Genomic DNA, 13944 nt, shown 5'->3' on the forward strand with positions numbered 1-13944 from the left:
CCTGTCGGCATGCCCACTTCTGAGCGCGAAGCGTCACTTCGATCAAAAAGGATCGGATTCTCCTTGTGATCCACGCCACTTTGAACAATAGTAATCATTACCGCACTTTTTCGCTCAGAGAGGAGCATCCTTTGAGGATTCACGCACCCACGCGACGCGGGGTTGCCCTAGGCATGGCAGGGGCACTCGCACTCCCCCTTGCCGGAATGGTGGGCACCGTGCCCGCCTGGGGTTCCACACCGACGTCGGACATCGCCGCGGTCCAGCCCACCACCACCCGGCCACCAGTCCCCAAGCCAGGCGAGGAAGTCCTGGTCAGCGGGGCCCTGGCGGTCACCGTCGCCAAGGACTTCCCCCGTGTCGTGTCCTATCTCGACCGGGCCACCGGAGCCCGGCTGGCAGGAAACGATCAGGCCGTCAGCAGTCTCAAGATCAACGGGACCCAGCAGGCCGTCATCGTCAGTTCCAGGAAGATCAACGGTTCCAGCATCACCTACACTCTCCGCCCCACAGCGCTTCCCGGGGTCTCCCTCGACGCGGTTCTCAGCGTCCAGAAGAATCAGCTGAGCTTCCGTGTCACGGCCATCCGGGACACAGCCGCCAACCGGGTCGCAAGCCTGGAGATCCCGGGGCTGAGCCTGGTCAGCGTCACGTCCGCCGAACCGGGCGCGCAATTGATCACCACCAGGCTGTCCACCAACCGGAACGGCAACGGCGACAGCTTCACACCCATCACCTCCACCACCCCGGTGGACGCCGCCCCGAAGGGTTCGGCCTACGCGCTCGCCACCACCGACTCCCTGGCGGCGGCCGTGGAGAGCAATTCGCTCTACGACGCTTCCTCCGGTCCCGCGAATCTGGATGGCAACCGCTTCCTCAGCCAGGTCACGGCCGCCGCGGACGGAAGCCGTCGCGCCTCCATCACCAGCGGATCCTGGCTCTACCGGGCTCAGGGCTCCAGCACCACGGAGGAGCTGCCCTGGGCCAAGGTCGCCATCACCGCCGACGCGAACGCTGACGCCAAAGTCGACTGGCAGGATGCCGCCGTCGCCCTGCGGTCCATCGCCGTGCGGCCCAACAAGGGCGAGCAGACAGCCGACAATGTGATCACGCACATCCCGTTCAACTTCGCCTCCCAGGCCACGCACCCGTTCCTGCGCACCTTGGACGACGTCAAGCGCATCTCCCTGGCCACCGATGGCCTAGGTCAGGTGGCCATGCTCAAGGGCTACACCTCCGAAGGACACGACTCCGCGAACACCGACTACGGGGACAATTTCAACCAGCGCGCCGGAGGCCTGAAAGACCTCAACACCCTGGCCTCGGAAGGGGCGAAGTGGAACGCCCGTCTCGGGGTCCATGTCAACGCCACAGAGATCTATCCCGAGGCGAAGTCCTTCACCGACGAGCTGCTCACCGCAGGCAAGAGCAAGGGATGGAACTGGCTCGACCAGTCGTACGGGATCGACCAGCGGGCCGACATCAACAGCGGCAAACTGGCCGCCAGGATCAAGGAACTCCGCAAGGCCACGGACAAGAACCTCGATTTCGTCTACGTCGACGTCTACTACTCCTATGGCTGGGTGGCGCAGAAGATCCAGGACGAGCTGGTCAAGAACGGCTTCCGTGTGGGTTCGGAATGGGCATACTCCCTGAACCGGAACAACACCTGGTCCCACTGGGCCAATGACGAGAACTACGGCGGCACCGATAACAAGGGCATCAACTCCCAGGTGCTGCGCTTCGTCAACAACAGCCAGGCCGATGTCTGGAATCCGGATGTCCGGCTGGGCGGAAGCCACATCGTGGAGTTCGAGGGATGGACCGGTCAGAACGACTACAACGCCTTCAGCAAGAACATCTGGGAGGCCGATCTGCCCACCAAGTTCCTGCAGCACCACGAGATCATGCGCTGGACCCCCGAGGCCATCGACCTCAGCGACGGCGTGACCGTCACCGGCAGCAGCGCGGACACCCGCAAGATCATGGCCGGCGGCGTCACCGTCCTGAACGGCGGCAGCTACCTGCTGCCCTGGTCCTCGAAGGCCAATGGCCACGATGACAAGCTCTACCACTACAACCCGGCCGGTGGCAGCAGCACGTGGCAGCTCGGAAAGGGCTTCGCGAATGCCAAGGAGCTGACGGTCTACAAGCTCGGCGACAACGGGCGCACCCGCGTCGCCACGGTCCCCGTGGTCAACGGTTCGGTGACCCTCAGCGCCGACGCCGGACAGCCCTATGTCCTGGTGCCCCGCGGCAAGGCCACCTCGCTGCCCGCCACGGCATCCTTCGGCACCGGCACCCCGTTCACGGATCCCGGCTTCAACGGCTCTGATCTCACCGCCTGGCACCCCCAGGGGGCCGTCCAGCAGATCCGCGATGCCAAGGGACGCCGCTACGCCGAACTCGGCAGCGGCACGTCTTCGATCTCTCAGCGTCTCGGCTCGCTGGAGCCCGGCAGCTATTCCGTCAGTGCCTGGGTGGAGGTCGAACCAGGCAAGCAGCGCCCGGCGAAGCTGTCCGTGGATCTCGGCAACGGGACCGTCCGTGACTACGTGATCGAACGCTCCACGGCCCGCAACTATGTGGGCGCAGACGAGAAGCGGGACAGCTACTTCCAGCGTGTCTCCGTTCCCGTGGACGTTCCTGCAGGGGTTCGTCCCACGGTCCGCCTCAGTGCCGGAGCCGGGGATGCGAAGATCCGGGTGGACGACTTCCGGGTCGTCCGCACCGCTGCCGTCCCGGCAGACGTCGTGAACGGGAAGGCACTGGTCAGCGAGGACTTCGAACACGTGGACCAGGGCTGGGGACCGTTCGTCAAAGGTGCTGCGGGCGGTGCCAATGACCCTCGCACGCACCTGAGCATCCGCAACGCTCCCTACACTCAGAAGGGCTGGTACCAGAATGTGGTGGACAAGACCCTGAACGGTGATTTCTCCCTGGTGGCCCACGAGGAGAACAGCGGGCTGGTGTACCGCACGAGCGACTCCACGGTGAAACTGAGTCCCGGCCATAACTACCGGGTCTCCTTCGACTACCAGAACTCCAAGGCCGGCGAATACGCCTGGGTCTGGGGCTACGATGCCGCCTCACCCGTCACCTCGAACAGCGTGCCGCTGCCGTCCAGGACCAGCACCACCCGATTCAGCCAGGACTTCGCCACGGGCTCATGCGGCAGTTACTTCACGGGTCTGAATCGCACCGGTTCCGCCGACGGCGCCGACTTCGTGCTGGACGACTTCCGGATCGAGGACCTCGGACCGGCTCAGGACGTCCCGGCCTGCGCGACCGTCTCGGGCAAGCTCGGCGGCGACGTGTTCCAGCAGGGGAAGCCCAGCGAGTTCACCACGGTGCTGAACAACAACGAGCCCGCAGCGATCAGTGATGTGACCGTGTCACTGAAACTGCCGGCCGGCTGGACCGCGGAGGCCAAGACCCCCGCCACGGCCGCCACCGTCGCTGCCGGTGGCAAGCTCACCACCACCTGGTCGGTCACGGCCCCGCTCGACGCCGACGGGAGTTACACGATCGGCGTCACCGGAGGCTACCGGACCACTGTGGACCCGGTGGGTGCACGGGCGGCGAGCGCCGACGTCGGCGTCAAAACGCTGCCCAAGCCCCCACAGGGTGACGTCTACGCGAGTGGCCACGACTGGGTGAGCGCGAGCAACGGCTGGGGACCGGTGGAGAAGGATCTGTCCAATGGCGAGCAGGGCGCGGGCGACGGCACGCCGATCACGCTCAACGGCGTCGTCTACCCCAAAGGCCTGGGTTCGCACGCACCGTCCACCATCAAGTACTTCCTCGGTGGCCAGTGCACCCGTTTCACAGCGGATGTCGGCATCGACGACGTGCAGAAGAGCCGTGGCTCGGTGATCTTCAGCGTGGTGGCCGACGGCCAGAGCAAGGTGAGCACCCCGGTCATGCGTCCGGATTCGGCCACCGTTCACCTGGATGTGGATCTGAGCGGAGCGCAGTACGTCGAACTCGTGGCAGATCCCACGGCCGACGGCAACGGTAACGACCACGCCGATTGGGGTGGGGCGCGCTTCAGCTGCTGACCCCCCGCGAAGTAACAGCTGACGCCCCAAAAACCTGGTTTTTGGGGCGTCAGCTGTTACTTCGCGGGGAGGGTGGGCGGCTCAGACCACCTTCACGCCGGCTTGCCAGACGGCGTGGGTCAGGGGCATGCCCGGGCGGTAGGCCAGGTGGGTGGCGCTCGGGGCGTTGAGCAGGTGTAGATCGGCACGGTGCCCGACGGCGATGGAACCGACCGCGCGGCGGCCATCCACATCCTCACCCACCTCACGGTGCAGGGCGAGAGCGCCGCCGAAGGTCGCGGCGCGCACGGCCTCGTGCACACTCAGACCCATCTGGAGCACGGCCGTTGTGACGCAGTAGTTCATGGCGCTCGTGTAGCTGGTGCCTGGGTTCAGGTTCGAGGCGATGGCCACCTGGACCCCGGCGTCGAGCAGGCGACGGCCCGGCGCGAGCGGTTCGCGCGTCGAGAGATCGCAGGCGGGCAGACAGGTGGCGACGGTGCCACGGGGGCCGCGGCCGCCGTCGTACGCATCCCAGCTCTCCGCGAGCGCCAGCACATCGGCGTCCTCAAGGTAGTTCACGTGGTCGACGCTCGCGGCGCCGAGCTCGACGGCGAGGCGCACGCCGGCGCCCGGGCCCAGCTGGTTGCCGTGCACGCGCAGTTTGAGCCCGGCCGCGGCACAGGCCTCCAGCACGCGGCGGGACTGAGCCTCGTCGAAGGCGCCGCGCTCGCAGAAGACATCGGCCCATTGCGCGTACGGCGCGACGGCGGCCAGCATCGGCCCGACCACCTCGTTCACATAGGCTTCCGGTTCAGTGCCCTTCGGGACCAGATGCGCGCCGAGGAAGGTGACTTCGTCGGCCACCTGCGCGGTCACGCGGGCGAGCGCTTCCTCGTGCTCGGTGGACAGGCCGTAGCCGGTCTTGGCCTCCAGATAGGTGGTGCCGCCTTGCAGGGCCTCGGCACGGCGGGCCCGGGCAAGCTCGAGGAGCTCCTCATCCGAAGCGGCCCGGGTGGCGTTCATGGTGACGCCGATGCCGCCGGCGCTGTAGCTCTCCCCTGCCATGCGGGCTTCGAACTCGGCGGTCCGGTCCCCGGCGAAGACCAGGTGGGTGTGGGAGTCGACCCAGCCAGGGAGCAGAGCGCGTCCCTGGGCATCGTGAACGGTGTCCGCGGCGGGGGCCTCAGAGGCCTGTCCGATCCAGGAGATGCGCTCGCCCTCGATGACGACGGCGGCGTCCTTCAGGACCCGGCGCTCGGCGTCCTGGGTCATGAGTTCGGCGATGTTGGTGATCAGGAGGCTCATGCTTCCCATTCTTCCGGTGAAGCCGTGTCCACCGCTCCACCTCCGTGCCGAGCCGTGTCCGGGATCCCGGACCTAACGCGGCCCTTAACCATCGACTGCTCCGTAGGTGTCGTTCTGACCCCTCAAAACGACACTTACGGAGCAGTCGATCCTGGCCAGGCCTCAGGCGGACTCGGCGCGGGCGGCGACGAACGCCTGAACGCAGGCCTCCACGTCCTCCGGGGTGTGCCGGGCGGAAAGCTGGACCCGGATGCGGGCCGCGCCGCGAGGCACCACGGGGAAGCTGAACGCGGTCACGAAGACACCGTGCTCCAGCATCGACGCGGCGACCTTGGCAGCCAGCACCGCGTCGTGGAACATCACTGGGATGATCGCGTGCTCACCGTCCAGCAGCTCGAAACCCTCCTCCGTCATCCGGCGGCGGAACAACGCCGCATTCTCGAAGAGGCGCTCCCGCAGCTCCGCGGAGTCCTGGACCAACTCCAGCGCCTTGAGGGTCGCGGCGACGATGGCCGGGGCGAGAGAGTTGGAGAAGAGGTACGGCCGGGCCTTCTGCCGCAGCATGGCCACGATCTCGGAGCGGCCCGAGACGTAGCCGCCGGACGCTCCGCCGAGGGCCTTGCCGAAGGTTCCGGTGTAGATGTCCACGCGGTCACTCACACCGGCATGCTCCGGAGTGCCTGCGCCGGTGGCGCCCATGAAACCGACCGCGTGCGAATCGTCCACCATCACCAGCGCGCCGTACTTGTCCGCCAGATCGCAGATCTCGCGCAGCGGTGCAAGGTATCCGTCCATGGAGAACACGCCGTCGGTCACAACGACCACGCGGCGGGCGGCGGCCTGGGAGTCCGTGGCGGTGGTCGCCTCGCGGAGCTTGGCTTCCAGATCCGTCATGTCCTGGTTCGCATAGCGGAAGCGGCGGGCCTTGGAAAGCCGGATGCCGTCGATGATCGAGGCGTGGTTCAGGGCGTCCGAGACGATCGCATCCTCGGGGCCGAAGAGGGACTCGAACACACCACCGTTGGCGTCGAAGCAGCTGGAGAAGAGGATCGTGTCCTCGGTGCCGAGAAACGCGGAGACCTTGCGTTCCAGCTCGAGGTGCAGGTCCTGCGTGCCACAGATGAACCGGACGCTCGCCATGCCGAAGCCGTGGCTGTCCATGGCGTCTTTGGCGGCCGCGATGATCTCCGGGTGATCGGCCAGGCCCAGATAGTTGTTGGCGCAGAAGTTCAGGACCTCGCGCACGGGCGCTCCCAGAGGGCCCGCGGTGATGCGGTTGGACTGTGCCGAGGTGATGTTGCGCTCTTCCTTGAAGAGCCCGGCGCCGCGGATCTCGTCGAGTTCGGTGGCGAGCTGGTCCTTGATGAGACCGTACATAGTGGTCCTTTCGTCAGGCAGGAGGATCGAGTCGACGGCCGACGACGGCGCGCTCAGCCGCGCCGCCGTCGTCGTCCGCGAAGAAGCCGGCGGTCAGATGTTCCGCCAGTCGAGCACGACCTTGCCGCCGTGTCCACCACGGGCGGCTTCGAAGCCCTTCTCCCAGTCGGTGGCGGGCAGCACGTCGGTGATGACGGCGGAGATGTTGCGGTGCAGCGTGGGGTTGGAGGAGAGCATGGCGCTCATGGCGTACCAGGTCTCGAACATCTCCCGGCCGTAGATGCCCTTGAGGGTCAGCATGTGGGTGACCACTTTGCCCCAGTCGATGTCGATGGACTGGCTGGGCAGGCCGAGCATGGCGATGCGCCCGCCGTGGTTCATGTTCTCGATCATCTCCGGCAGGGCCGTGGGGTGGCCGGACATCTCCAGGCCGATGTCGAAGCCCTCCCGCATGCCGAGCTCACGCTGCGCGTCGCGGATGCGCATCTTGGAGACGTCGACGGCGAGATCGACGCCCATGTCACGGGCCAGTTGCAGACGGCTCTCCGAGACATCGGTGATGGCGATCTTGCGAGCACCCGCATGGCGGGCCACCGAGATGGCCATCAGACCAATGGGGCCGGCGCCGGTGATGAGGACGTCCTCTCCCACCAAGGGGAAGCTGAGCGCGGTGTGCACGGCGTTGCCGAAGGGGTCGAAGACGGCGCCGAGTTCGGCGGTCACACTGGGGTCCTGATGGACCCAGACGTTCTCCTCCGGGATCACCACGTACTCGGCGAAGGCGCCGTCGCGCTGTACACCCACGCTGGAGGTGTGGATGCACATCTGGCGGCGGCCGGCGCGACAGTTACGGCAGATGCCGCAGACCACGTGGCCTTCGCCGGAAATCCGGTCTCCGACCTTGACGTCGCGCACGTCTTCGCCGACCTCCACGACCTCACCGTAGAACTCGTGTCCGGCGATCAGGGGCGCGTTGATCGTGCTGGCCGCCCAGGCGTCCCAGGACTGGATGTGCAGATCGGTGCCGCAGATGCCGGTGGTGTGGACGCGGATCTTCACGTCGCCGGCGCCGGTGCCGGGTTCGGGACGATCCACCAGTTCGAAGCCGGGCTGCGCGCCGGACTTGTAGAGAGCCTTCATGAGTCCCATTACATGCCCTCTGAAGGCTTAGAACAAGCTCAAGTGTCTCACTCAACAATTAAGGATCGCTTCATCATTAGAGCGAGACGCGTCACATTGCCGCGTGACTTGATTCTCATTTGGTATCCCAAATATGGTGTCTTCATTTCCCCGAATTCCCCAGCCACACAGGAGAGACCATGTGCACCCATGACCACGACAGCGGACCGGCACTTCCGTCCGGGCTCCCCCGACGAGGCATCCTCGCAGGAGCCGCAGCCCTGGCCGGCATCTCCGCCGCGACCGTCGCTTCCCAGCTGGCACTGGCACCAGGAGCCCAGGCTTCAGAAGCAAGCGCCGTTCCGTCCTATCCCGGAAGGCGCCGGACCGCGGGCGCGGTCATCATTGAAGGCGGCACCATCGTCGATCCGCTCACGGGCCACGCCCTGGAGGACGGCGTCCTGGTGCTCGACGGCGGCAGTGTCACCGCCGTCGGAAGCCGGGATACCACCCGCAGGGCGGTAGCCGCGGTCGCAAAGCGCGCCACGGTGCTGAACGCGCACGGCCGCTGGGTGGTGCCTGGCCTGGTGGATGCGCATGTGCACGCCAACGGGCTGGAGGACGTCCGGCTGCACCTGCAGAACGGCACCACCAGCATGCGGAGCGGGACCAGCACCTTCTACCAGGACATCACCCTGGCAGCACTCCCGGACTGGGCACCTGGACTGTCGCCGCGGATGCGGGCGGCGGGACTCTTCATCTCACCGGATCAGGGCGACTCGATCCTCGCCGATCCGGACCTCGCTCCCCTGGCCTCGCTCAGGAACGGCATCCGGGACCCCCAGGACCTGGCTTACTTCACACGGATCAACCTGGCCCGTGGCGCCAAGGTCATCAAGACCCGGGCGAACCCGCGGGCCGGGATCCCGGAACAGGATCCGCGCGAACTGGTCTACGGCCGGGAACAGATCGGCTCGATCGTCAAGGCCGCGCGTGGCGCAGGGGTTCTGTGCCACGCCTACAGTGCGGAGGGCATCGACGGGGCCGTCCGGGCCGGGGTGCGCAGCATCGAGCACGGCGTCTTCGTCACGGAACGGACCATCGCGGAGATGTCCCGGCGGGGAACCTACTTCACCCCGACCCTGGAGGCCGTGGACAGCATGGCTTCCGACAGCAACCCGATCCTTGCCGCCCGGGGCAAGGAATACACGCCCGTCCACCAGGCCGCGGTGCGTGCCGCCCACGAAGCCGGGGTGACGATCGTGGCGGGCACCGACTCCTTCGGAACGGACGTCGTCCCGCTGGGCCGCGAGGTCAGGCGCCTTCACGAGGCAGGGCTCTCCGCACTCGAGTCCCTGCGTGCGGCGACCACGTACTCCGCGCGACTGCTCGGATTCGAGGGCAAGGCCGGGCGCTTCGTCCCCGGCGGGTTCGCCGACGCCGTCGTCGTGGATGCCGATCCCCTGAGCGATGGCACGGCCCTGGAGAAAGTCCGAGCCGTCGTCGCGCAGGGCGTCGTGGTCCGCAACGGCCTCTGAGACGAGGTGCGGGGCAGGCCCCGGCGCGTCCGGGCCCTCCCCGCACCCCCGCCCTCCCATCGCCGGCGCCCTCCCATCACCGGCGCCGAGTCCGCTATCCAAGGTTCTGCACCGGGCCGAGTCCGCTATTGGGGGGGGGGGGGGGGGGCCCCCCGGGGGGGGGGGGCGGCCCCCCCCCCCCCCCCGGGCGCGGGGGGGTGGGAAAGAAAGGCCCCCCCCACGCACCCCCCGAAAGAGCGCCCGCCCGCCCCCCCCCCCCGGCGGCCCCCCCCCCCCCCGGGGGCGGGGGGGGGGGCCCCCCCCCCCCGGGGGCCCCCCCCCCCCCCCCCCCAATAGCGGACTCGGCTACCCCTGGACCCGGCAGTAGCGGACTCGGCGGGAAGACGGGCCCGGCACCAGTAGCGGACTCGGCGCCGGTGAAACCCAGGCTCAATCACGATGCCGAACCCGTCCACGCTTCAGGAATACTTCATCGAAACCCGGAACGATTTAGGATGAGCCGATGGATATCCGTCAGCTCGAAGTCCTGCGCGAACTCGGCGAACTCGGCAGCGTCAAGGCCGTCGCAGAGGCCATGATGGTCACGCCCTCGGCCGTGTCCCAGCAGCTCACCCTGCTGCAGCGCAGTGTCCGAGTGCCCCTGACCCGCAAGGACGGCCGCAATCTCGTCCTGACAGAGGCCGGTGAGGTGCTCGCGGACGCGGGTGCCGCCGTCGTCGCCGCCATGGCACAGGCCCGTGCGTCGATCGACGCGTTTCAGGACGCCCCCGACGCCGCTGTGACGGTCAGCGGATTCCACTCCGCCGGGCAGGCGTTGTTCGCCCCGCTCAGCCGCGCATTGTCCGGACCGGGCCAGCCGATGGTCCAGTTCACCGACGAGGACGTTGCGCAACAGGATTTCCCGGCGCTGACCGCGCGCCATGACCTGGTCCTTGCCCATCGCATGGAGCACAGCCCACCCTGGCCGAAAGACCGGGTCGCCGTCATCGAGCTGACCAGGGAACCCTTGGATGTCGCACTTCCATCCGGCCACCCTCTGGCCGGGCAGCGGGAACTGACGGCCGCCGACGTCGCCACAGAACCCTGGGTGACCAGCCGGCCGGGTTACTCCCCGGACGACGTCCTCACCGCCGTCGCGGCTCTCGCCAGCACCCCCCTGCGAATCGTGCACCGCATCAATGATTACTCGACCGTCGCCGCCCTCGTCGCGGGCGGCGGGGTGCTCGGCCTTCTCCCCCGCTACACCTCGCGGGCCGCCCTCAGCCAGCAACTGCCCGACGGCGTCGTCCTCCGCCCCCTGGCGGGCTTCGACACGCGCCGCTGCATCGACCTCCTCGCACGCCCCGAAGCGCTCGAACGACGCAGCGTGCGCCGGGTCGCCGAGGCGTTCCAGGATGTCATGGCCGCGCTGGTCGACTAGTCCCGGGATAGCTCCGAGGCCAAAGCTTCCGCAACGACGACGGCGGAGGCCGCCGACCACGCCTGCGGCCGGCACGCCGCGGGGTACGGAAGCGCACGATCGGACTCATCCAGGCCCACCCCGGAGTGCAATTCCGGCATCCGGTAGTCGAAGGACTCGGCCGCCCGCAGCAGCCCCTCAGCCAGCGTCCGGGCTTCCTCACGCCGACCGGCCAACAGCAGACCTCGGATCGCGATCGCGGTGTCATGAGCCCAGACGCTCCCGCCGTGGTACTTCAGCGGCCAGTAGCCGGCGCTCTCCACCGCAAGCGTCCGCAGCCCGAAACCGGAGTCCATTCCCGGGTGCACCAGGCGTCGGGCCACGGCCCGCTCCTCCTCCCGGCCCAGCAGCCCGGTGCCCAGCAGGTGCCCCATGTTCGATGTCACGCTGTCCACCGGATTCCCCGCAGCATCCAGAGCGATGGCCACGTAGGGGCCGCGTTCGTCCTCCAGCCAGAAGGCCTCCCGGAACCGCCGGGCGAGGGCACGCGCATTCTCCCGCCAGCGCCCTGCCTCCTCCCCGCTCACCAGTTCTTCCTCCGGGAAGGCCTCCAGGAGGGTCGCGCCCTTCAGCAGCGCCTCATGGGCGTAGGCCTGAACCTCGGAGAGGGCGATGGGCGCTTCCGCCAGGCGGCCATCGCGGAATTGCACGGAGTCCCCGGAGTCCTTCCAGCCCTGGTTGGCCAGGCCGTGACCCGTGGTGTCCTCATAGCTGAGGAACCCGTCGCCCAGCCCGGCCTCCACCCAGCGCACGGCCGCCACGGCGGCCGGAAGCAGCTCCCGGATCCCCGCCTGGTCCGCCCCGGCCTCCCAGGCGTCGTGCAGCAGGGAGATCCACAGCGGCGTCGCATCCACCGTCCCGTAGTAGACCGGCGGCAGACTCACGGCACCGTCATGCAGCGTCAGGCCGGCGCGGCGGAGTTCATGCATGATCTTCCCCGGCTCCTCTTGGGAAGCGGGGTCCTGGCGGGTTCCCTGGAAGGCCGCGAGCGTACGGAGGGTGCCCAGCGCGACTTCGTGGTCCACCGGCAGTAGGAAGCGTGCCGCCCAGAGCGAGTCGCGTCCGAAGAGCGTGAAGAACCAGGGCGCTCCGGCCGCCAGGAAGTGACATTCGGGCCGTCCGGGAAGCTGCAGATGCAGCCCGTCCAGGTCTGCCAAGGAGCGGCGCAGGTACCGGCCGAGCCGCGGGTCGGGGACCGTCCGGGACAATCGTTCCTCGGCCTTCGCCCAGGAGATCCGGCGTTCGGCGCCGCTCACCGCCTGCTGGGCGTCCTCCGCGTCGAGGCTCCATCGCACGACGGCGGGGTGGCCGTGCCGGGCACTCAGCGTCCAGCTCAGCGCGGGGGCCGCGGGGTCGGAGAGGTCGACGTCGGCGCCGGCAGCCTGAACGCCGACCTCCACCACGCCGTCACCCCAGCTCAGCACGTTCGGGGCCGCCCCCTCGCGGGCCGGAAGCGGCGGGTGTCGTCGTCCGGCTTTGATCTCCTCCATGGTGGCGAGATCGGCCGCCAATTCAAGCCGCAGCCGCACGGTGACGGGCTGTGCGGTGGCGCTGCTGAGCTCCAGCTCCTCCGTCATCCTGCCTGCGGAGACGGCCCGGATGCGACGCAGCCGGACCACGGGGTCGGCCGTCCCATCGCCCAAAGCCGCACTCCGCAGAAGAGCGACGGACACGAACGCTCCGTCGGCACGCCGGTGGCTTCCGGCCGGTTCCAGGACGGCGTCGCGAGCCGTGAGCCGTGCCCGGCTGAGCACGCGGACATCGGAGTGCAGCACACCGTCCATGGTTCCTTCGCGGGTCTGCCGTTCGTCGTCCGGGGCGCCGATCTGGCCGTCTGGATCGGACCAGGCCTGGGTGGGGGCACTGAACACCGCCTCCAGTCCGGACAGGAAGGGCTGCAGGGTCTCGGGCATGTCCTCGGTTCCTCTCGGCAGTCTTGACAGGGTGGGCGTCACTGGACAATTCTTGTCTCACCGCGCAATTTGATCAATCAAATCACATCTCGACTTCTCCTGTTTGATCGTTCAAAGGAGACGTTGAGATTCGACAGCAAGGAGGCTCACGTGGCACAGGGCAAGGATGCGATCCCGGCGGGACGTCCCACCGTCTCCAGCGTCGCCGCCTACGCGGGTGTCTCCCGGCAGACCGTCTCCAATGCGCTCAACAACCCCGAGCGGCTGCAGCCGGAAACTCTGGAACGTGTACTCACAGCCATCCGGGACACCGGCTACGTCCGTAGCGCGGCCGCTCGCCAGATGCGTACCTCGCGCTCCCGCACCCTGGGTTTCCGCCTGGAACCTGTCCGGGATGGCATCGGCGGGGCCGTGCTGGACAGCTTCCTGCACTCCCTCGCCCAGCAGGCCGAGGAACATCAGTACCGGATCACCCTCTACACCGCGGACTCCGACGCGTCGGAACGCCGCCAGTTCGAACGCCTCACCCGGGAAGGCGCCAGCGACGGTTTCGTGCTCTTCGGCACCCATGCCTCCGACTCCCGCTACGAATGGCTTGCCGAGCGTGGCATCCCCTACGCCGTGTTCGGCCGTCCCTGGGATCTGCCCGAGGCCGGTGTCCAACACCCCTGGGTGGACGTCGACGGAGCCGCCGGAACCGCCGCAGCAACCCGTCATCTGTTGGAGCTGGGGCACCGGCGAATCGGCTTCATCGGCTGGCCCGAAGGCTCGGGCACGGGCGCGGACCGGCAACGCGGCTGGCAGGAGACGCTCAGCGCGACCGGTCTGGGAGCATCCGACGTCCAGAACCTCGTGACCCGGGATTCCGACGGCATCCTGGAAGGCGGCCGTGCGGCCCGTGCTCTGAGCGAGCGCGGCGCCACCGCCTTCGTCTGCGCCTCCGATTCGCTGGCCATCGGCGCGTACCAGGCCTCCGGTGCCGCCGTCGTCGGCTTCGACGACTCCCCCACGGCGGCCGCCATCGGACTGAGCTCGGTGAGCCAGCCCGTCCAGGACTGCGCGAGCCGGGTGCTCGACGCCGTCTTCACCCAGCTCGACGGCGGTGGGCCCGGCGCCCCCGCGGTCCTGCAACCCACCCTCGTGGTCCGCGACAGTTCGCGGGCCCTCGACTGAATCACCACCCTTGAGCA

8 protein-coding genes are annotated in these 13944 nt (G+C 68.2%); 4 read left to right on the forward strand and 4 right to left on the reverse strand.

Translation table 11 applies throughout. The features are described 5' to 3' along the window. Positions 1-173: 173 nt before the first annotated feature. Complete coding sequence (locus tag ACIPXZ_RS07870; protein WP_400592052.1) at positions 174-4061, forward strand: endo-alpha-N-acetylgalactosaminidase family protein; 3888 nt, start codon at positions 174-176, stop codon at positions 4059-4061. Between the two features lie 81 nt (positions 4062-4142). Here ACIPXZ_RS07870 and hutI read toward each other — a convergent pair whose 3' ends face one another. The 3 genes from hutI to tdh all read right to left on the reverse strand — a co-directional run bounded on the left by hutI (position 4143) and on the right by tdh (position 7865). Continuing rightward, positions 4143-5348, reverse strand: a complete 1206-nt coding sequence (gene hutI, locus ACIPXZ_RS07875) for an imidazolonepropionase (RefSeq protein WP_400592054.1) — start codon at positions 5346-5348, stop codon at positions 4143-4145. 162 nt (positions 5349-5510) lie between these two features. Continuing rightward, the gene (locus tag ACIPXZ_RS07880; protein WP_400592056.1) at positions 5511-6725 is read right to left on the reverse strand and encodes a glycine C-acetyltransferase; all 1215 of its coding nucleotides are present in this window, start codon (positions 6723-6725) and stop codon (positions 5511-5513) included. Positions 6726-6818: 93 nt separating this feature from the next. Then, on the reverse strand, positions 6819-7865 hold the full coding sequence (tdh, locus tag ACIPXZ_RS07885) for an L-threonine 3-dehydrogenase (protein WP_400592059.1): 1047 nt from the start codon (positions 7863-7865) through the stop codon (positions 6819-6821). 179 nt (positions 7866-8044) lie between these two features. Between tdh and ACIPXZ_RS07890 the strand changes: the two genes are divergently transcribed. Together ACIPXZ_RS07890 and ACIPXZ_RS07895 are read left to right on the forward strand one after the other, a co-directional pair. Further along, positions 8045-9382 (forward strand): amidohydrolase family protein, encoded by a 1338-nt coding sequence (locus ACIPXZ_RS07890; protein WP_400592062.1) that lies wholly within the window; start codon positions 8045-8047, stop codon positions 9380-9382. 502 nt (positions 9383-9884) lie between these two features. Continuing rightward, complete coding sequence (locus tag ACIPXZ_RS07895) at positions 9885-10802, forward strand: LysR family transcriptional regulator (protein WP_400592065.1); 918 nt, start codon at positions 9885-9887, stop codon at positions 10800-10802. On the opposite strand, the gene ACIPXZ_RS07900 is transcribed toward ACIPXZ_RS07895, so the two are convergent. Continuing rightward, positions 10799-12754 (reverse strand): glycogen debranching N-terminal domain-containing protein, encoded by a 1956-nt coding sequence (locus ACIPXZ_RS07900; protein WP_400592068.1) that lies wholly within the window; start codon positions 12752-12754, stop codon positions 10799-10801. The genes ACIPXZ_RS07895 and ACIPXZ_RS07900 overlap by 4 nt on opposite strands. Before the next feature lie 150 nt (positions 12755-12904). Here ACIPXZ_RS07900 and ACIPXZ_RS07905 point away from each other — a divergent pair, with 150 nt between their 5' ends. Then, a complete protein-coding gene (locus ACIPXZ_RS07905) occupies positions 12905-13927 on the forward strand; it encodes a LacI family DNA-binding transcriptional regulator (RefSeq protein ID WP_400592070.1) in 1023 nt (340 codons plus the stop codon). Positions 13928-13944: the final 17 nt, after the last annotated feature.

The organism is Arthrobacter sp. NPDC090010, from assembly GCF_044748305.1.
Classification (GTDB): domain Bacteria; phylum Actinomycetota; class Actinomycetes; order Actinomycetales; family Micrococcaceae; genus Arthrobacter_E.